Genomic DNA, 18,748 nt, shown 5'->3' with positions numbered 1-18,748 from the left:
CCCTCGCTCGGTCAGGCCGAGGCGTCTGTGGAGTTCAGTTCGGCGGCCAGGGCCTGGGCGACGCTGGTGACGGTGCCGTCCTTGAGGAGTTGCACCATGGGCAGCTTGACCTGGTAGCGGCGTTCGATGCGGTTGCGCAGTTCGACGGCCATGAGGGAGTCCATACCGAGCCGGTTCAGCGGGCGACTCACGTTGACCCGTTCCGCGCGCAGTCCCATGACCACGGCCACTTCCTGCTTGAGGAAGTCCAGCAGTTCGCTGCTGGGCGTCACCGGTCCGGAAGCCGGGGCCTGCGCCGCGGGCTCCGCGACGACCGGTTCAGTGGCCGGGGCAGTCGCCTCGGGGCGCGGTGCGGCCGGTGCGGCAGCAGTCTGCGTCGGTGCGTCGTGGGGCGTGGCGTCTGTGGAGTTCAGTTCGGCGGCCAGGGCCTGGGCGACGCTGGTGACGGTGCCGTCCTTGAGGAGTTGCACCATGGGCAGCTTGACCTGGTAGCGGCGTTCGACGCGGTTGCGCAGTTCGACGGCCATGAGGGAGTCCATACCGAGCCGGTTCAGCGGCCGACTCACGTTGACCCGTTCCGCGCGCAGTCCCATGACCACGGCCACTTCCTGCTTGAGGAAGTCCAGCAGTTCGCTGCTGGGCGTCACCGGTCCGGAAGCCGGGGCCTGCGCCGCGGGCCGGGCAGCGGCCACGGGCTCCGCGACGGCACCGGGGGCGGCCGGGCGCGGTACGGCAGGCTCCGCGACCTGAGACGGCGTGACCAGCTCGACGAGCCGCTCCTCACGGGCGGGTTCCTGCTGCCCGGACCGGTCGCCGCCGGTCAGGTGCTGCAGCAGCGGAGCTGTCGCGGCACTCGGATACGCACGGGCCCACGCGGGCCAGTCGGCCGGCAACACCGCGGCCTGCACCCTCCCCTCGGCCAGAATCCTGCCCAGCAGTGCCAGCCCGTCGGTCGGGCTGAAGGAAGCCATGCCCTGCGGCAGCAGCGTGCGTTCTTCCTGCTCTTCCTTGCGGGCCACCATGCCGACGCTGTCCCAAAAGCCCCAGTTGACGACCGTGGCAGGCAGCCCCTGGGCGTGCCGGTGGTGGGCCAGCGCGTCGAGGAAGGCGTTGCCGGCCGCGTATCCGCCCAGCATGGGAGAGCTGAGCAGGGCCGAACCGGAGGAGAACAGCACGAACGCGTCCACCGGTTCTTCGCGCAGCGTCCGGTGCAGGTTCCACGCCCCGGAGACCTTGGCCGCCAGCACCCGGTCCATGTCGGCACCGCTCATGTCGCTCAGCGGCGTGTAATCGATGACCCCGGCCGCATGGAAGACGCCACGCACGGGCGGCAGTCCGGTGTGGCGCCGGGCTTCGAGCATCGTCCGCATCGCCTGGGCGTCAGCGACATCCACTGCCTCATAGGTCACGTGCACGCCGCGCTCACGCAACTGCCTGAGTACAGCGACAGCGGTGGCCTGCGGATGGTTCGCATCCAATGCCGAGTCCCACTGTGGCAGTGTGCTGCGGCCGGTGAGCAGCAGGTGGCGGGCCCCCTGGTCGGCCAACCACAGTGCCAGCCGGCCGCCGATGCCGCCCGCGCCCCCGGTGAGCAGGTAGGTGCCGTCGGCGTGCACGGTCACAGCCCGGCCGCGCGGTCCGCTTGCCGCAGTCGACGCTTGATCGAACGACAGTACGATCTTTCCGGTGTGCCGTGCCTGGGCCATCAGGCGGAAGGCGTCGGCCGCCTGCTCGACCGGGTACACCGTGTGCGGCAGCGCCTCCAGGTCGCCCTTGTCGACCAGGGCGGCGGCGTCCCGCAGCACCCGGCCGGCGCGCTCGGGGGCGTACTGGATCATGTGCACGACGTCGATGGCGTGGAAGGAAAGGTTGCGGGCGAAGGCGCCCAGCGGCAACGCGTTGTTGTCGAGGATGTCGCGCTTGCTGAGCTCCAGGTAATGCCCGTACGGGGCCATCAGCGACAGGTTCGCTTCGATGGCCTCACCGGCCAGGGTGTTGCAGATGACGTCGAAACCCTCGCCGACGGCAGGCTTGAAGGCCTCGGCGAAGCTCAGGCTGCGTGAGTCGGCGACCTGCTCCACACCGAGGTCGGTCAGCAGCTGCCGCTTGGCGTCGCTGCCGGCGGTGGCGAAGACGCGGGCTCCCTTCCAGCGGGCGACGTTCAGCGCCGCTCGCCCGGTGCCGCCGGTGGCGGTGTGGATGAGGACCTTCTGGCCGCGCTCCAAGCGGGCCATGTCGTGCAGGGCGTGGTAGGCGGTGAGATAGGCGGCCGGCAGTGTCGCCGCCTCGGCCGCGGTCAGCCGGGACGGCTTGGGGGCGGTGAGGCAGGCGCGAGTGACGACTTCGGAGGCCAGGGACCCTTCGGCGAATGCGATGACCTCGTCGCCCACCACGACGTCGGTGACGGCGCGGCCGGTCTCGATGACCGTGCCGGCGCACTCCCAGCCCATCACCGGCGGCCTGTTGTCCTGTCCGGGGTACATACCCAGGCTCAGCAGCACATCGCGGTAGTTGACGCCGGCATGGCTGACCTGGATACGGACCTCGTCCGCGGCGAGGGCACGTGAGGGCGTGTCGAGCAGCTGCAGGTCGTCGATGACACCGGGCGCGGGCAGCGACAGCGCCTGCGGCGGACGGGCTTTGGCGTCCGCCGGCCGCAGCCGGGCTGCAAGGCGCCGACCGTCGCGCAAAGCGATCTGGTCCTCCTGGTCCGGGTGCAGCAGCAGCTCCGTCAGGGCGGGGACGCCGGCTGCGGACCGGTCGAGGTCGACCAGCCGTGGGTGCAGCGCGGGGGCCTCGGCGGCCAGAGTGCGGCCCAGCCCCCACAACATGGCCTGGAGGGGGTGGCGCACTTGCTCCGCGCTACCGGTGGCCTGGGAGAGCTGGGTGACCAGCCACAGCGGCGGGTTTCCGAGCGACTCCTTCTCCAGAGCGTGGGCCAGGTGCAGGACACTGTGCGCGGCCAGCAGCTGGGCGCGGCGGATCTCGGTGGGTGTGGCGTCCAGACCGGCCTGGGCGTCCAGGGCCCACAGGTGGATGATGCCGCGGCAGGCGCCGTAGCGGGCGACATCCACCAGGACCTCGCGGTAGTGCCCTTCGTCCGACGGGTCGATGCGGTAGCGGTCGCCGCCTCCTGCCAGCTGGCCCGCACCGGCGGTGACGGCCACCACGCGCTGCCCGCGGCCGTTCAGTTCCCGCACCAGGGCCCGCCCCGTGGACCCGCTGTCGGTCAGCACCAGCCAGAACCCGTCCGTGTCGGTGGTGGCTGCGTCGGGGGCGGGCAGGGGTGCCTGGTCCCAGGTGAGCGTGTGCAGCCAGGCGTCACGGGTACTGCTGGGCGGGGATGCCGGAGTGGCGGGGGCGTGCGGTGGTGTCATGGAGTCCTCGGTGTGGGGATTGAGCAGACCGGGGGCGTGGCCGGCCAGGTACTGCAGGCGCAGGCCGCGCATCTGGGCGATCAGTGCGCCGTCGTCGGCACGGATGTCGATGTCGGCGACGAAGGAGTCCTCACGCGGGGACGGCAGCAGCCTGGCGTGGCTGAACAACTGGGCGGACGGCTGCTGGTAGAAGCGGACCTCGTCGATGCCGCCGAGAACGAAGACGCCTTCGTCACCGGGAGCGGTCAGCGGGCGGGCGGCAGCCATGGCGTGCCCGCTCGCGTCCAGGAGCGCCGGGTGGAAGTGGTGGCGTGCCAGGCTGTCCACGAGCGTGGCGGGGCAGATCAACTGGGCGAGGACTTCACCGTCGGTGCGCCACAGTTCGGTGATGCCTTGGAAGGTGCCGTTCCACTGGTTTCCGCGTGCGGCGTTCCACGGGTAGAAGTCGCCGGCGTCCTGGTGTTGCGGCAGGCGGGCGCGGATCTCGTGGAGCGGTTCGCCGACCCGAGGAGCGGCATCGGGTACGGCGCGGGCGGTGGCTTCGGTATGCAGGGTCCAGTCGTCGGTATCGTCCTCCCGACTGTAAATGCGGCAGTGCAGTGAGGCGTCCGGGCTGGGGGTGAGGGTGACCCGGACCTCGGGTTCGGGCCCGTCCTCGTCGAGGAAGAGGGCGCGGTGGTAGTGCACGTCGCTCAGCGACAGCGCACTGATGCCCAGTTCGGTGCGCGCGGCTGAGCTGATGAGTTCGAGGTGGGCGGTGCCCGGCAGGATGATCGTGTCCTGGATGCGGTGATCGCGCAGGTAGGCGTTATCGGTCAGGCGCACAGGGCCCTGCCAGATGAGGGTGGTGCCCTCGGCGGGCACCGGCCGACCCAGCAGCGGATGAGCGGGCTGTCGGCCCGGTTCCTGCTCAGCAGGTGCGGCGGCGGGTGCTGTGAGGGTGTGGCCAGGGCTGATCCAGTGGCGGGTCCGCTGCCACGGGTAGGTCGGCAGCGGCACATAGTGGGCGTCGGCGGTCAGTGTGCCGAGGTCGAGCTTGGCGCCGGCCGTGTGCAGGGCGGCGGCCGAGGTCAGCAGGGCGGTGCGCTCGTCGGTGTGGCGGCGCAGGCTGCCCACCGCGGTGGTGTCCGCGCCAGTGAACGTACGGCTGGTCTCGCGGATGCCGGCCACGAGCAGCGGGTGGGGGCTGACCTCGACGAACACCGTGTCGCCGAGGTCGAGCTGGCCGCGGACCGCGCCGACGAAGTCGACCGGCTGACGGATGTTGCGTACCCAGTAGTCGGCGTCCATGCCGGAGCCGTCGATCACTTCGTTGAGGAGGGTGGAGTGCAGCGGGATGCGGCCCGCGCGCGGGGAGATGTGGGACAACTCCGCGAGCAGGTCGTCGCGCAGGGCGTCCATCTGCGGGCAGTGCGAGGCGAAGTCCACATTGACGCGACGGTTGTCGACACCGCGCGCGTCGAGGGCGGCCAGCACCTGGGTGAGAGCGTCGACGTCGCCGGACAGCAGGGTGGACGTGGGGCTGTTGATGGCGGCGACCGCCACCTTGTCCTCGTGACCGGCCAGTGCGGCGGCGGTCTCGTCCGCGGGCAGACCGACCCAGGCCATGGTGCCGCGCCCGGAGAGACGCTTGGCCAGGCGGCTGCGCCGACAGATGACCGCTGCGGCATCCGGCAGCGACAGCGCACCGGAGATGTAGGCGGCTGCGGATTCGCCCATGCTGTGGCCGATGACCACGTTAGGCTCGATGCCCCAGGACCGCCAGAGTTCGGCCAGGGCGATCTCCATGGCCCACAGGGTGGGCTGGATGACGTCGAGCTGCTTGAGCCGCTCCTCGTCCGCCGAGCGAAGCAGCTCGATGACCGACCAGCCGGTCTCAGCCTTGATGGCTTCGTCACAGGCCTGCATGGTCTGGTTGAAGACCGTTTCGGTGTCGAGGAGTTCGCGGCCCATGCCCGGCCACTGCGAGCCCTGGCCGGGGAAGACGAACGCGATCCGGGGCGCCGCTTCCGGGTCGGTGTAGTCGCTGAAGGACAGACCCGGTTCGTTGTCACCCTCGGCGAAGCCCCGCAACGCGGCGACGGCCTCGGCGTGGCTGTCGGTGGCCAGCGCGAGCCGGGCGTCGTGGTGGGTGCGGCGCAGTGCTGCGGAGTGGCTGATGTCGCGCAGGGTGTGCCGGGCGCCGGGACCCTCGAGGTGGTCGGCCATGGCGCGGGACGTGTCGGCAAGGGCTTCGGGGCTGAGCGCGGACAGCACCAGCAGCTCGCTGCGGGAGCCCGGTGTCGGGGCGTCGGCGGCGCGGGGGGCCGGCCCGGGCGCCGCTTCCAGGACGAGGTGGGCGTTGGTGCCGGAGAAGCCGAAGCTGGAGACCCCGGCGATGGCGGGCCGGTCCTGCTCCGGCAGCGGTGTGGCCTGGGTGGGAATGGTCAGTGGCAGGGCGTCCCAGTCCACTGCCGGGTTGGGGTTCTTCAGGTGCAGGCTGGGCGGGACCGTCTTGTGCTCCAGGCACAGCACGGCCTTGATGAGACCGGCCATCCCGGCAGCCGCCTCGGCGTGTCCGATGTTGGTCTTTACCGAGCCGACAAGACAGCGCGTGTCAGAGGAGCGGGGGCCGACGATGTCGGCCAAGGCCTCGAGCTCGACCGGGTCGCCGACGCTGGTGCCGGTGCCGTGGGCCTCGATGTAGTCGATGTCGGCCGGGTCCACACCGGCGTTGGCGTAAGCGCGGCGCAGTACGTCGCGCTGGCCCTCGACGGCGGGGGTGACCAGGTAGCCGCTGCTCTGGCCGTCGTTGCCGACGGCGGAGCCGCGGATGACCGCGCGGATACGGTCGCCGTCGGCGAGAGCGGCCGACAGCGGTTTGAGGATGACCGCGCCGATGCCGTCGCTGCGGACGAAGCCGTCACCGGAGGCGTCGGCGAATTTGCAGCGGCCGTCGGAGGCGAGCATGCCGGCGCCGGAGTAGACGACCCCCTCCTCCGGCAGCAGCACGAGGTTGACGCCGCCTGCTATCGCCATGGGGCACTCGCCGAGCCGGATCGCCTGCATGGCGTTGTGTACCGCGACGAGCGCGGAGGAGCAGGCGGTGTCGACGGTGAAACTGGGCCCACGCAGGTCGAAGGCGTAGGACAGGCGGCCGGAGGTGATGGCGCGGGAAGCGGCACCGGTCATGGCGTACAGGTCGAGCTGATCACGGTTGTCGTACTGCAGATGCCAGTAGTCGCCGCCCAGCTGCCCGATGAACACGCCCGTGTCGGTGCCCGCGATACGGGGAAGCGGCTGACCTGCGTCTTCAAGGGCTTCGTAGGCGACTTCCAGCAGCAGCCGCTGCTGGGGGTCCATACGGTCGGCCTCACGGGGGGAGACGCCGAAGAACTCCGCATCGAAGGCGTCGATGTCGCGCAGCAGGCCGCCCCACCGGCTCACCGAGCGGCCGGGTGTGCGGGGTGTGGGGTCGTAGACGGCATCGATGTCGTAGCGCTCGCTCGGGATGTCCGTGATGGCGTCGCGGCCCTGGAGCAGCATGTCCCAGAGCTGCTCGGGGCTGGTCGCATCGGCGAACCGTCCGGCCAGGCCGACGATGGCGATCGGTTCACTGGCGGTCTCAGCCGCGCGGGTGGAGTCGTGAGGCATGAATGTCCTTCCGGGCATGGCGAAGCCGTTCACTGGTGAAGCAGCACGGAAGGAACTGCGGTACGGGCGCGGCGGACCGGCAGCAGGAACCGGCCCGGTGGCGGGCGCACATACCGTGGGCAGAACGGGAGTGACAGCGGGGAAGGGTCGGCTCCGCTGGCTGAGCGGTCACGTGCGGGGCGAGTGCACTGACCGTTCACGGGCCGGACGCGGCTATCGGCACAGCCGCTGTTCCCCGATGTTGCTGTGGCACTGGGTGGGTGTCCCCTGTGCCACTACCCCCGCTGTTTCGACATGTATCGAGATTGGCCCGACGTGAGGTGCCTACGCAACGCGGCGCGGGGTGACGCTCGTCACACCCCGTCAAGCCAGGACGTGAGGTTGACATTCATCGAAACAGGGGCGAACCTGGAGTCCTGATTCGTTGTTTATCTATATAGGCGGTTGTGATGCGCTCGCTCCCGTGTCGCCGTCTGAACCGCCGCGACAGGAGCCGACCCGTATGAGCGAACTCGCCGGCCCCGCTGGTGCCGAGCAGACCAGCTCCTGCTGTGCCGCGATCGCCGCATGGCGACAGCGGGCAGAGCAGCGAACCGAGCGGCATGTGCAGGCGGACAGCGGTGAGGGCCTCGTGACGCCCGCGCGCGACGCCGCGCGCGACGCCTGACTCCCGCCTCCGCCCTTCGTGAAAGGACACCGCACCGTGGTTGACCTCAGCCCCGACCGTCTCCCCGTCGCCGTGATCGGAGCCGGCCCCGTCGGCCTGGCCGCCGCAGCGCACCTGGCCGAACGCAACGTCCCCTTCGTCGTCGTGGAAGCCGGCGACGCCGCTGCATCTGCCGTGCAGGCCTGGTCCCACATCCAGCTTTTCAGTCCCTGGGAGTTCAACACCGACCCCGCCGCGCGCCGTCTGCTCGCGGCGGCCGGATGGGACGAGCCCGACGCCTCCGGCCTGCCCACCGGCGGCGAACTCGTCAAGCAGTACCTCCAGCCACTGGCTGAACTGCCCGCCCTCGCCGCACATATCCGCTACGGCACCGCCGTCACCGCCATCAGCAGGCTGGGCATCGACCGCCTGCGCACCGCCGGCCGGGAAGCAGCCCCCTTCGCCCTGCGGCTGGCCGACGGCGAAGAGCTGCTCGCTCGCGCCGTCATCGACGCCTCCGGCACCTGGAACCAGCCCAACCACGTCGGCGCCAACGGCCTGCCCGCCCACGGTGAGCAGGACGCAGCCGCATGGATCAACCACGGCCTGCCCGACGTCTTCGGGGCGGACCGCGACCAGCACGCCGGCCGCCACACCGTCGTGGTCGGCGCCGGTCACTCGGCGGCCAACACTCTGCTGGCCCTGGCCGAGCTGGCCGACACGGTACCGGACACCACCATCACCTGGGCCATCCGCGGCGCCGACCCGGCCGGCTCCTTCGGCGGTGGCGGCGACGACGAGCTGCCCGCTCGTGGCGCCATCGGCTCCGGTCTGAAGATGCTCGTGGAAACCGGCCGTGTCACCCTCGCCGCCAACTTCCGCACCCACGCCGTCCGTGTCCTGGGCAGCGATCCCGCGCGCGACCAGGTCGAGCTCGTCTCCCGGGGCCCGGACGGCACCGAGCAGACCCTCACCGCCGACCGGATCGTCGCGGCCACCGGCTTCCGGCCCGACTACCGCATCGCCGACGAACTGCGCCTGGAACTGGACCCGATCATGTCCGCGCCCCGCGCGCTGGCCCCGCTCATCGACCCCAACCAGCACTCCTGCGGCACCGTCACCCCGCACGGCTACCGTGAACTGGCCCACCCCGAACCCGGCTACTTCGCCGTGGGTATGAAGAGCTATGGCCGCGCCCCGACCTTCCTCATGCTCACCGGCTACGAGCAGGTCCGCTCCATCGCCGCCGCCCTGGCCGGTGACATGGAAGCCGCCCGGTCGGTCGAACTGCAGCTGCCCGAGACCGGGGTGTGCTCGGTGACCGCCGGAGGAGAGGCACTGGCCCTACGCCTGGGCCTGACCAAGGACCAGCACGAGCAGCTCCTTCACGTCACCGCCAAGCACCTGGGCACTTCGGCCACCGCATCGGACGCCGTGCTGTCCGCTGCCACGGAACTCGGCATCGACCACACGGCCGCCCTGCAGCTGGCCGCCTACGCCGCCGACATGTTCGACGCACCCGGCGCCTCCGGCTGCTGAACTACGCGAACGCGGTTGCCTCTCCCGCGAGGAGAGACAACCGCGTTCGCGACGGTCCGGTATCAGGAGGTGCGGTGCACCTTGTGCTGCGCCGCCTGCGCCCGGGGCCGCACCACCAGGAGGTCGATGTTCACGTGCGGCGGCCGGGTCACCGCCCACGTCACCACGTCGGCAACATCCTCGGCGACCAACGGATCGGCGACCCCGGCGTAGACGGCGTCGGCCTTGTTCAGATCCCCGCGATAGCGGTTGAGAGCGAACTCCTCGGTGTGGACCATGCCTGGAGCGACCTCAACCACCCGCAGCGGCTCCCCGCAGACCTCCACACGCAGAGTCTCGGCCAGTACATGGGCGCCGTGCTTGGCGGCGCTGTAACCGCCGCCGCCCTCGTAGCAGGTGAACGAGGCGGTGGACGAGATGACGACCACGACTCCGTCACCAGAGGCTCTCAGGCTCGGGAGCAGCGCCTGGGTCATGTGCAGCGCACCGACGACGTTCACTTCGTACATGGACCGCCAGTCGCCTGGATCGGCGTTCTCGATGTGTTCCGTTCCGTAGGCTCCACCCGCGTTGTTGACCAGCACGTCGCACGCCGGCACCTGGCCGGCGAAGGCGAGGACTGCCTCCCGGTCGGTCACGTCCAGCGGGAAGACCCGGGCCGCTCCCCCATCGTCCCTGATCTCCTTGGCGACGGCCTCCAGCCTGTCGGTCCGGCGTGCGGTCAGAACGACCTCGAAGCCGTCGCGAGCCAGTGCCCGTGCGGTTGCCGCACCGATTCCACTGCTGGCCCCCGAGACGACGGCCGTCCTCGCAGGCCCTTTCTCATCGGCGGTGCGCACGTCTGTCATGCTTCCCCCAGCTAATGATTAGATGGACATCTAATCAAGCGATCTTGGCAGGAGGCAGAACCAGTGTCAACATAGATGCATGTCGAAGCTAGCGCAGTTGGCGGCCACCACCGCCGCTCCACCATGCTGCCCGTCCCTCACGGACCGGGAGCTCACAGACGAGGAAGCGGAGGTCACCGCCGCCATGTTCAAGGCGCTGGGTGATCCGGTGAGGCTACGCCTGTTCTCCAAGGTCGCTTCCCATCCCGACGGGGAGGCCTGCGTGTGCGACATCGCCGATGTCGGTGTTTCCCAGCCCACCGTCAGCCACCACCTGAAGAAGCTACGCGAAGCAGGCCTGCTGCTTTCGGAGCGGCGTGGCACCTGGGTGTACTACCGGCTCGCTCCTGCGGTCCTTGCCGCGCTGTCCGGCTTCCTCACTGCCCGCGACTGAACGGCACTCCGACGCCCTTTCGATCCCTGCCGTAGACGGCTGAGCCTCCCCGCCACGTGCGCCTGAGCCATGCCCTGCCGCCGGCAGCTGAGCGGTACGGCACCCTGCTGGGCGAACTCGACATGCGACAGTCCGGACACCCGGTGGTCCGCCGCAGCGTCCGCGGAAATCCCTGGTCTACTCTCGGACTCCGTCGCCCAGGCAGCCTTCTTGCGCGTACCCGCATCCGCAGAGCCGTGCCGCCACGTGTCTTGCACCTCCTGCCGGTGCCGCCACACCTCCACCCTCCCGGAAAGATCGTCATCCTCGAGTTCCGGGAAGTGGTTGACAGTCGCCACAGATCGACGCCAAGCTGAGCCTTGATTCGGCAACAGTCGATATAGCGAAGTCGCGGGAACCCTTTGTGGCGCTTCTACGACCGTTGTGTCCCCTGGCGCATCGACGCGCAGGGAGCCTCCGCACCATCGATCACCGATGCGCCGCCCACACGGCCGCGCCTCCCCACCCCTGTCAGTTCGGCTGTTCACAGCGCCCTGCGTGAGAGGACTCGCACATGACCAGCACCATCCTCAGCACTGCTCAGGCCCGCCCCAACAACATCCTGCGAAGTGACGACAGCCGTCCTGCGGAGCCCAACATTTTCCTGTCAGGTGGAAAGGACATCCCGGAGGACCTGCGAGTGCACCAGGTTGCGGAGTTCGCGGATCGGGTCAAGCTCAGTGTCCAGAACCGGTACGAGCATTTCGAGGCGACCTCCGAGGTACGGGACGTCGACGGACGTTCCCTGCGCGTCTACGCGTGGATCTACCGGACCTACATAGCCGAGTAGAGCGTTCCCCCACGCCAGAAGCATGGCGCACCTGCGGCAACGGACAACCATCGCCGGCCGGCGGCGCCGACCTCCTCCATCCAACGCCCCGCGAAAGGTCCCCTCACATGGCGCGCGAGTCGGAGTCCGGGCTGCCCATCGAACCGGTCTACGGGCCCGAGACCCGGGCGGGCTGGGATCCGGCCGAGAAGCTGGGCGAGCCGGGGAAGTACCCCTTCACCCGGGGCGTGTACCCGTCCATGTACACCGGCCGGCCGTGGACGATGCGCCAGTACGCCGGTTTCGGCACGGCGACCGAGTCCAACGCCCGCTACAAGCAGCTGATCGCCAACGGCACCATGGGACTGTCGGTCGCCTTCGACCTGCCCACCCAGATGGGCCACGACTCCGACGCCCCGATCTCCAGCGGCGAGGTCGGCAAGGTCGGCGTGGCCATCGACTCCCTCGACGACATGCGGGTGTTGTTCGGCGGGATCCCGCTGGACAAGGTCTCCACGTCGATGACCATCAACGCCCCGGCCTCGCTGCTGCTCCTGCTGTACCAACTCGTCGCCGAGGAGCAGGGCGTGAGCGCGGAGAAGCTCACCGGCACGATCCAGAACGACGTGCTGAAGGAGTACATCGCGCGCGGGACGTACATCTTCCCGCCCAAGCCGTCACTCAGGCTGATCGCGGACATCTTCAAGTACTGCCGGGCCGAGATCCCGAAGTGGAACACCATCTCGATCTCCGGCTACCACATGGCCGAGGCGGGTGCCTCGCCCGCACAGGAGATCGCGTTCACGCTCGCGGACGGCATCGAGTACGTGCGCACGGCGGTCGCGGCCGGCATGGACGTGGACGACTTCGCGCCCCGCCTGTCGTTCTTCTTCGTGGCCCGTACGACGATCCTCGAGGAGGTCGCCAAGTTCCGGGCGGCCCGCAGGATCTGGGCGCGGGTGATGCGCGAGGAGTTCGGCGCGAAGAACCCCAAGTCGCTGATGCTGCGCTTCCACACCCAGACCGCCGGCGTGCAGCTGACCGCCCAGCAGCCCGAGGTGAACCTCGTCCGCGTCGCCGTGCAGGGCCTGGGCGCTGTCCTCGGCGGCACCCAGTCGCTGCACACCAACTCCTTCGACGAGGCCATCGCGCTGCCCACCGACAAGAGCGCGCGTCTGGCCCTGCGCACGCAGCAGGTCCTCGCCTACGAGACGGACGTGACGGCGACCGTCGACCCCTTCGCCGGGTCCTACGTCGTCGAGAAGATGACCGACGACGTCGAGGCGGCGGCGCTGGAGCTGATGCGGAAGGTCGAGGACCTCGGCGGCGCGGTCAACGCCATCGAGCACGGCTTCCAGAAGAGCGAGATCGAGCGCAGCGCCTACCGCATCGCCCAGGAGACCGACTCCGGCGAGCGCGTCGTGGTCGGCGTCAACCGCTACCAGCTCGACGCCGAGGAGCCCTACGAGCCCCTCCGCGTCGACCCGGCCATCGAGGCCCAGCAGGCCGAGCGGCTGGCCACGCTCCGCGCGGAGCGCGACCAGCAGGCGGTGGATGCGGCACTGGCGGCCCTGAAGAAGGCGGCCGAGGGCGAGGACAACGTCCTGTACCCGATGAAGGACGCGCTGCGGGCCCGGGCGACGGTGGGTGAGGTCTGCAACGCCCTGCGCGAGGTCTGGGGAGCCTACGTCCCGTTGGACGTCTAGAGATGGCCCAATGTCGTACTTGCGAACACGAGGAGTCGAGCGTTTATGCAATCGTCCCCCCTGCGCGTCGTCGTGGCCAAGCCCGGCCTCGACGGCCATGACCGTGGCGCGAAGGTTGTCGCACGAGCACTGCGAGACGCTGGCGTGGAAGTCATCTACACGGGGCTGCACCAGACACCGGCGCAGATCGTTGCCACCGCTGTCCAGGAAGATGCTGATGGCATCGGACTTTCTGTGCTGTCCGGCGCTCATATGACCGCCTTCGCGGAAGTCATGAAGCTGCTGCGGCACGAGGAAGCGTCCAACATTGTCGTGTTCGGGGGCGGCATCATTCCCTTGGACGACGTCGAAAACCTCCTGGAAGAGGGAGTCGCCGCACTGTTCACACCAGGGACTTCGATGGCAACGGTCGTGGACTGGGTGACGACTCATGTGGGCTCGAGCAAGGAATCCCTCGGGTCCGTGCCTTCGTAGTGCCCCCGCGCGACGAGACTGTGGACGCCGGCCGCAGCCGACATCCAAGGCAGCCCATTCGACACTGGTTGGCAGACCGCATCGGCTCCCGGCGCAATAGGCGCTGTCTGCGCTCTGCAGCACCTCTCTGCGACCATCACGCGTCGAGGTATGCACCAAGTTCGCGTTCGAACGCCGCCTTCGGCTTGGCGCCGACGATGGTCTGGGCGACTTCGCCGCCGACGTAGAGGTTCATCGTTGGAATGGACATCACGCCGTACTTGGCGGCGGTGTCCGGGTTCTCGTCGATGTTGAGCTTGACGATCTCGATTTTTTCTCCGTGTTCGGCCGCGATCGCCTCCAGGGAGGGAGTCAGCTGTCGGCAGGGGCCACACCAGGCGGCCCAGAAGTCGACGAGGACGGGCTTGTCGCCGGTCAGGACGTCTTGGTCGAAGGTGGCGTCTGTGGTGCTTTTGAGTGCCATTGCGGCTTCCCTTAAGTCAGAGAGTCAGGCGGTGACGGCCGCGGACGCCTTGTCCGGTTCGGCCTGCTCGCCGTGTCCTTGAGCAGCGAGGTAGCGCTCGGCGTCCAGAGCCGCAGCGCAGCCGGAGCCGGCGGCGGTGATGGCCTGTCGGTAGGTGTGGTCGACCACGTCGCCCGCGCCGAACACGCCGGGGATATTGGTCTTCGTGGAGGAGGCGGCGACCTTGAGGTAGCCCTCGCTGTCAAGGTCGAGCTGGCCGGCGAAGATCTCGGTGCGCGGGTCGTGGCCGATGGCGATGAACAGCCCCGTCACGTCCAGGTCGCGCGTGTCGCCGGTGAAGGTGTCGCGCAGGACGACACCAGAGAGCATGCCGTCCTTCTCCTTGATCTCGGCGATCTCGCTGTCGAACGCGAAGGAGATCTTGTCATCGGAAAAGGCGCGGTTCTGCATCACCTGGGAAGCCCGCAGGGCCGAGCGCCGGTGGATGACGGTGACCGAGCGGGCAAAGCGCGTGAGGAAGGTGGCCTCCTCCATGGCGGTGTCGCCGCCGCCGACCACGACGATGTCGCGGTCGCGGAAGAAGAAGCCGTCGCAGGTGGCGCACCAGGACACACCCCGCCCGGACAGTTTTTCCTCGTTCGGCAGGCCCAGCCTTCGATAGCCGGAGCCGGTGGCCACGATCACGGCGCGGGCCCGGTGGACGGTGCCGGCGGAGTCGGTGACTTCCTTGACACGGCCGAACAGGTCGACGGAGACGATGTCGTCCTCGACGATGTCGGCGCCGAACCGCTCCGCCTGGGCGCGCATGTTCTCCATCAGGACCGGCCCGTCGATACCCTCGGGGAAGCCGGGGAAGTTCTCGACCTCGGTCGTGGTGGTCAGGGAGCCGCCGACGAAGACGGCCCCGCCGAAGACAAGCGGCTTGAGCTGGGCGCGGGCTGCGTAGAGGGCGGCGGTGTACCCGGCCGGGCCGGAGCCGATGACGATGACGTCGCGTATCTCGCTCATGCGGTCTTCTCCGGCGCGATCTCGGCGATCAGACCCTCGACGAGCTTCTTGATCTCATCCCGGATGGGGCGGACGGCCTCGACGCCCTGTCCGGCCGGGTCCTCCAGCTTCCAGTCCAGGTAGCGCTTGCCGGGGAAGACCGGGCAGGTGTCGCCGCAGCCCATCGTGATGCACACGTCCGACTCCTTGACCGCGTCCACGGTCAGGACCTTCGGCGTCTCGGCGGAGATGTCGATGCCGGCCTCGGCCATCGCCTCGACCGCGGCCGGGTTCACGCCGTCGCCGGGGTTGGAGCCGGCGGAGCGCACTTCTACGCGGTCGCCGGCCAGGTGGGTCAGCCACGCGGCGGCCATCTGGGAGCGGCCGGCGTTGTGGACGCAGACGAACAGGACGGACGGCTTGCCGGAAGACTCGGCCATGGTGATCGTTCTCTCTCGTCGCATGACGGACCAGCCGCCAATGACTTCAGCCCTCGCTGGTATCAGCGGTCATCGATGTGAGAGTATCAGTCCATGCTGACTTCAGTCGATCCTGACGTGATCCGGGTGCTGGGCGATCCGCTCCGCCTGAAAATCGTGACCCTGCTGGCCGGCGAGACGCTCTGCACGACGCACCTGGTCGAGGAGACCGGAGCCAGGCAGACCAACCTCTCCAACCACATGAAGGTGCTGCGCGAGGCCGGGATCGTGGAGACCGAGCCCTGCGGCCGCTACACCTACTACAAGCTCAAGCCCGAGGTCCTGGCCGGGCTCTCCGAGCAGTTCGCCGCGCTCGCCGACTCCGCCCGTATCGCCGCCGAGAACAAGAGGGCCTGCCCGTGACCTCCACCGAACGCACTGCCGCCCCCGCCCCGCCGGGAGCCGGCGGTGACGACTCGATCGTCAAGAAGCTCTCCACCCTCGACCGCTACCTCGCGGTGTGGATCCTTCTCGCCATGGCCGTCGGCCTCGGCCTGGGACGTCTCATTCCGGGCATGAACGACGCGCTCGCGAAGATCGAGGTCGGCGGGGTCTCCTTGCCGATCGCGCTTGGCCTTCTGGTCATGATGTACCCGGTGCTCGCCAAGGTCCGCTACGACCGGCTCGACACCGTCACCGGCGACAAGAAGCTGATGGTTTCCTCGCTGGTCATCAACTGGATCGTCGGCCCGGCGGTGATGTTCGCGCTGGCCTGGATCTTCCTGCCCGACCTGCCCGACTACCGCACCGGACTGATCATCGTCGGTCTCGCCCGCTGCATCGCCATGGTCATCATCTGGAACGACCTGGCCTGCGGCGACCGGGAGGCCGCCGCCGTCCTGGTCGCGCTCAACTCCGTCTTCCAGGTCATCGCGTTCGGCGTCCTGGGCTGGTTCTACCTTGACCTACTGCCGCAGTGGCTCGGCCTCGGCGACGGCCAGGGCTTGGACGTACCCGTCTGGCACATCGCCCTCAACGTCATCGTCTTCCTCGGCATCCCCCTGCTCGCCGGATTCCTCACCCGCCGCGTCGGCGAGAAGAAGATGGGCCGCGAACCCTACGAGCAGCGCTTCCTGCCGAAGATCGGCCCCTGGGCCCTGTATGGCCTGCTGTTCACCATCGTCATCCTCTTCGCCCTGCAGGGGAAGACGATCACCTCGCAGCCGCTCGACGTCGTCCGTATCGCACTGCCGCTGCTGGTCTACTTCGCGATCATGTTCTTCGGGACCTTCCTCCTCGGCAAGGCCCTCGGTCTCGCCTACGACCGCACCAGCACGCTCGCCTTCACCGCCGCGGGCAACAACTTCGAACTGGCCATCGCCGTCGCCATCGCCACCTTCGGCGTCACCTCCGGCCAGGCACTCTCCGGCGTCGTCGGACCGCTCATCGAAGTACCAGTGCTGATCGGCCTGGTCTACGTCGCGCTCGCCTGGCGCAAGAAGTTCGCGCCCACTGCCCTCACCACGCCGGGAAGGGACATCTGATGCACTGCCTCGACTGCCAGACCGCAGGAAGCAACAGCCCGTGCGTCGGTGTCTGCCGACGCTGCGGCGCTGGGGTATGCGCCCAGCACGCCCGGATCGCGACCCATAGCATGCGCCTGGGTCCGGTGATCGGAACACCTGCCGAGGCCGAGGCCCGCACGGTGCTGTGCCCTCTCTGCGCGGCAGCCTGGGCTCCCACCGCAGCGACCCCGGCTCCGGCTCCGTGACGGACGTCGTCGTGGTCGGCGGCGGCCAGGCAGGGCTCGCCGCCGGCTACCACCTGCGCCGCCAGGGCCTGGACTTCGTAATTCTGGACGCCGAGGCCAGCCAGGGCGGGGCCTGGCAGCACATGTGGGACTCCCTGCACCTGTTCTCCCCGGCCGACCACTCCTCCCTGCCCGGCCGCCTCATGCCCTCCCAGCCCGGCAACACCTACCCGGACGCCGGCCACGTCGTGGAATACCTCGCGGACTACGAGAAGCGCTACGACCTGCCTGTCCAACACGGAACCCGGGCGGAAGCCGTACACCGCGACGGCGACCGGCTCCTGGTCGAGGCGGATTCCGGCACCTGGCGGGCGAAGGCTGTCATCAGCGCGACCGGCACCTGGTCGCGGCCCTTCGTTCCCGCCATTCCCGGCCGCGGCATATTCGCCGGGCGGCAGCTGCACACGGTGAACTACCGCCGTCCGGCCGACTTCGCCGGGCAGCGCGTGATCGTGGTCGGCGGCGGGAATTCCGGCGCGCAGATCGCCGCCGACCTTGCCCTGGACGGTGACGTCGACGTCACGTGGACGACTCAGCGCGCGCCGCGCTTCCTGGCCGACGACATCGACGGCCGTGCCCTGTTCGACGCGGCCACGGCCCGCCGCCGCGCCCTGGACGCCGGCCGCGGTGACACCGGCGGGGTGGCCTCGCTCGGTGACATCGTCGCGGTGCCACCGATCCGCACCGCGCGCGACGCTGGACTCCTGCAAGCCCGCCCGATGTTCAGCCGGCTCACCGCCACCGGCGTCCAGTGGGCCGACGACAGCCGGTCGGACGCGGACGCGATCATCTGGTGCACCGGCTTCCGGCCGGCCCTGGCGCACCTCGCCCCGCTCGGGCTGCGTGGCCCGCGGGGCCACGTCGCTACCTCCGGTACTCAGGCCGTCGGTGAAGCCCGTCTGCACCTGCTCGGTTACGGCGACTGGACCGGCCCGGCCTCCGCCACCCTGATCGGCGTGGGCCGCCCTGCCCGGGCGGCCGCCCACCAGATTGCGCGCCGGGTGAGCCGCTGACCCTCGACCGACCCCGTACGGTGCGCCAGGTGCCGACTGCTGAGCGTGCTGCCGCCAGCAGCGACGGCCAATGGTTCCGTCCCCTCCGTTGCCCTCGTCCGACAACGCTGCGCTCTTCGGCGTTTGGTCCTTGCTCGCCTACTACAGGTAGATGCCGGCGAAGGCGCCGTCGAAGCCGAGCGCGACGAGACACTGCTCGACGCCGGGGTAGGTCGTGACGTCCGGGCTGTCGATCAGGGCGTCGAAGTGGGCGCGGCTGATCTCGGGTTCGAGCCACTGGTTGCTGCACCGGCAGCGGATCCAGACACGGCGGCCGTGGTTGATGAGCAGCCAGTCGCGCCGGGCCCGGCAGGCCGAGCACGTCGCGGGGATGCCGCCGAAGGCCAGCTCGTGTGGGTGGCTGAGGCAGCGGGTCGCGCCGGGACCGGTGGCCGGCTGCGTCTCGTACTGAAGTTGCAGCAGAGGATCGGTGCCGGCGGGGAGGACGGGCAGCACCGGTGTCGGCTCTGCGGTGCGGTCGGTGGTTCTGAGCACGAGCGTCATCTCCCGGTCGTGGGCTTTCTGTTTCCATCCGTAACAGCCGGTGGAATCA

Annotated in this window: 16 protein-coding genes; 10 read left to right on the top strand and 6 right to left on the bottom strand. The window is 69.4% G+C overall.

Annotated elements, in window-relative coordinates:
* Positions 1-11 precede the first annotated feature (11 nt).
* Positions 12-7,010: an SDR family NAD(P)-dependent oxidoreductase gene (locus ACGH7X_RS29955; RefSeq protein WP_399890647.1), complete on the bottom strand. Its 6,999-nt coding sequence runs from the start codon at positions 7,008-7,010 to the stop codon at positions 12-14.
* Between the two features lie 502 nt (positions 7,011-7,512).
* Between ACGH7X_RS29955 and ACGH7X_RS29950 the strand changes: the two genes are divergently transcribed.
* On the top strand, positions 7,513-7,677 hold the full coding sequence (locus tag ACGH7X_RS29950; protein WP_399890644.1) for a hypothetical protein: 165 nt from the start codon (positions 7,513-7,515) through the stop codon (positions 7,675-7,677).
* Between the two features lie 36 nt (positions 7,678-7,713).
* Complete coding sequence (locus tag ACGH7X_RS29945) at positions 7,714-9,195, top strand: NAD(P)-binding domain-containing protein (RefSeq protein ID WP_399890641.1); 1,482 nt, start codon at positions 7,714-7,716, stop codon at positions 9,193-9,195.
* A gap of 62 nt (positions 9,196-9,257) precedes the next feature.
* Here ACGH7X_RS29945 and ACGH7X_RS29940 read toward each other — a convergent pair whose 3' ends face one another.
* The gene (locus ACGH7X_RS29940; protein WP_399890638.1) at positions 9,258-10,034 is read right to left on the bottom strand and encodes an SDR family oxidoreductase; all 777 of its coding nucleotides are present in this window, start codon (positions 10,032-10,034) and stop codon (positions 9,258-9,260) included.
* Between the two features lie 88 nt (positions 10,035-10,122).
* Here ACGH7X_RS29940 and ACGH7X_RS29935 point away from each other — a divergent pair, with 88 nt between their 5' ends.
* The 4 genes from ACGH7X_RS29935 to ACGH7X_RS29920 all read left to right on the top strand — a co-directional run bounded on the left by ACGH7X_RS29935 (position 10,123) and on the right by ACGH7X_RS29920 (position 13,464).
* On the top strand, positions 10,123-10,476 hold the full coding sequence (locus ACGH7X_RS29935) for a helix-turn-helix transcriptional regulator (RefSeq protein WP_217171121.1): 354 nt from the start codon (positions 10,123-10,125) through the stop codon (positions 10,474-10,476).
* Positions 10,477-11,029: 553 nt separating this feature from the next.
* Positions 11,030-11,305: a DUF5988 family protein gene (locus ACGH7X_RS29930; protein WP_399890634.1), complete on the top strand. Its 276-nt coding sequence runs from the start codon at positions 11,030-11,032 to the stop codon at positions 11,303-11,305.
* A gap of 107 nt (positions 11,306-11,412) precedes the next feature.
* Positions 11,413-12,990, top strand: coding sequence for a methylmalonyl-CoA mutase (locus tag ACGH7X_RS29925; RefSeq protein ID WP_399890631.1), 1,578 nt, complete (start codon positions 11,413-11,415; stop codon positions 12,988-12,990).
* 45 nt (positions 12,991-13,035) lie between these two features.
* Positions 13,036-13,464: a cobalamin B12-binding domain-containing protein gene (locus ACGH7X_RS29920; RefSeq protein ID WP_217171125.1), complete on the top strand. Its 429-nt coding sequence runs from the start codon at positions 13,036-13,038 to the stop codon at positions 13,462-13,464.
* 136 nt (positions 13,465-13,600) lie between these two features.
* Here ACGH7X_RS29920 and trxA read toward each other — a convergent pair whose 3' ends face one another.
* Genes trxA through ACGH7X_RS29905 form a run of 3 tightly spaced genes read right to left on the bottom strand, consistent with a single transcriptional unit; the run spans position 13,601 to position 15,354 of the window.
* Entirely contained in the window at positions 13,601-13,927 is a 327-nt protein-coding gene (gene trxA / locus ACGH7X_RS29915; protein WP_399890627.1) for a thioredoxin, read from the bottom strand.
* A 24-nt stretch (positions 13,928-13,951) separates the two neighbouring features.
* Entirely contained in the window at positions 13,952-14,935 is a 984-nt protein-coding gene (gene trxB, locus ACGH7X_RS29910) for a thioredoxin-disulfide reductase (RefSeq protein ID WP_399890624.1), read from the bottom strand.
* Positions 14,932-15,354 carry an arsenate reductase ArsC gene (locus ACGH7X_RS29905; RefSeq protein WP_399890621.1) on the bottom strand — a complete coding sequence of 141 codons (423 nt, stop codon included), beginning with the start codon at positions 15,352-15,354 and terminating at the stop codon, positions 14,932-14,934. The genes trxB and ACGH7X_RS29905 overlap by 4 nt, the downstream gene beginning before the upstream one ends.
* A gap of 93 nt (positions 15,355-15,447) precedes the next feature.
* On the opposite strand from ACGH7X_RS29905, the gene ACGH7X_RS29900 reads away from it, so the two are divergent.
* Genes ACGH7X_RS29900 through ACGH7X_RS29885 form a run of 4 tightly spaced genes read left to right on the top strand, consistent with a single transcriptional unit; the run spans position 15,448 to position 18,156 of the window.
* Positions 15,448-15,756 (top strand): ArsR/SmtB family transcription factor, encoded by a 309-nt coding sequence (locus ACGH7X_RS29900; RefSeq protein ID WP_399890618.1) that lies wholly within the window; start codon positions 15,448-15,450, stop codon positions 15,754-15,756.
* Positions 15,753-16,877, top strand: a complete 1,125-nt coding sequence (gene arsB, locus ACGH7X_RS29895) for an ACR3 family arsenite efflux transporter (protein WP_399890615.1) — start codon at positions 15,753-15,755, stop codon at positions 16,875-16,877. The genes ACGH7X_RS29900 and arsB overlap by 4 nt, the downstream gene beginning before the upstream one ends.
* Positions 16,877-17,104, top strand: coding sequence for a DUF2180 family protein (locus ACGH7X_RS29890; protein ID WP_399890612.1), 228 nt, complete (start codon positions 16,877-16,879; stop codon positions 17,102-17,104). The genes arsB and ACGH7X_RS29890 overlap by 1 nt, the downstream gene beginning before the upstream one ends.
* On the top strand, positions 17,053-18,156 hold the full coding sequence (locus ACGH7X_RS29885) for an ArsO family NAD(P)H-dependent flavin-containing monooxygenase (protein ID WP_399897428.1): 1,104 nt from the start codon (positions 17,053-17,055) through the stop codon (positions 18,154-18,156). Before ACGH7X_RS29890 ends, ACGH7X_RS29885 begins: the two co-directional genes overlap by 52 nt.
* Before the next feature lie 141 nt (positions 18,157-18,297).
* Here the strand turns inward: ACGH7X_RS29885 and ACGH7X_RS29880 are convergent, their stop codons facing one another.
* Entirely contained in the window at positions 18,298-18,699 is a 402-nt protein-coding gene (locus tag ACGH7X_RS29880; protein ID WP_399890610.1) for a hypothetical protein, read from the bottom strand.
* Between the last annotated feature and the right edge of the window lie 49 nt (positions 18,700-18,748).

The organism is Streptomyces sp. BBFR51 (assembly GCF_044591655.1).
GTDB lineage: Bacteria > Actinomycetota > Actinomycetes > Streptomycetales > Streptomycetaceae > Streptomyces.
The sequence above is the reverse complement of the archived record's forward strand: the minus strand, read 5'-3'. Positions and strand labels throughout refer to the sequence as shown.

Excerpts from the sequence above, each read along its gene's own strand:
- ACGH7X_RS29920 (WP_217171125.1), top strand. The coding sequence starts at position 13,036 with ATGCAATCGTCCCCCCTGCGCGTCGTCGTGGCCAAGCCCGGCCTCGAC.
- ACGH7X_RS29930 (WP_399890634.1), top strand. The coding sequence starts at position 11,030 with ATGACCAGCACCATCCTCAGCACTGCTCAGGCCCGCCCCAACAACATC.
- trxA (WP_399890627.1), bottom strand. The coding sequence starts at position 13,927 with ATGGCACTCAAAAGCACCACAGACGCCACCTTCGACCAAGACGTCCTG.
- ACGH7X_RS29905 (WP_399890621.1), bottom strand. The coding sequence starts at position 15,354 with ATGGCCGAGTCTTCCGGCAAGCCGTCCGTCCTGTTCGTCTGCGTCCAC.
- ACGH7X_RS29890 (WP_399890612.1), top strand. The coding sequence starts at position 16,877 with ATGCACTGCCTCGACTGCCAGACCGCAGGAAGCAACAGCCCGTGCGTC.
- ACGH7X_RS29935 (WP_217171121.1), top strand. The coding sequence starts at position 10,123 with ATGTCGAAGCTAGCGCAGTTGGCGGCCACCACCGCCGCTCCACCATGC.
- ACGH7X_RS29955 (WP_399890647.1), bottom strand. The coding sequence starts at position 7,010 with ATGCCTCACGACTCCACCCGCGCGGCTGAGACCGCCAGTGAACCGATC.
- ACGH7X_RS29925 (WP_399890631.1), top strand. The coding sequence starts at position 11,413 with ATGGCGCGCGAGTCGGAGTCCGGGCTGCCCATCGAACCGGTCTACGGG.
- trxB (WP_399890624.1), bottom strand. The coding sequence starts at position 14,935 with ATGAGCGAGATACGCGACGTCATCGTCATCGGCTCCGGCCCGGCCGGG.
- ACGH7X_RS29950 (WP_399890644.1), top strand. The coding sequence starts at position 7,513 with ATGAGCGAACTCGCCGGCCCCGCTGGTGCCGAGCAGACCAGCTCCTGC.
- ACGH7X_RS29900 (WP_399890618.1), top strand. The coding sequence starts at position 15,448 with ATGCTGACTTCAGTCGATCCTGACGTGATCCGGGTGCTGGGCGATCCG.
- ACGH7X_RS29880 (WP_399890610.1), bottom strand. The coding sequence starts at position 18,699 with ATGACGCTCGTGCTCAGAACCACCGACCGCACCGCAGAGCCGACACCG.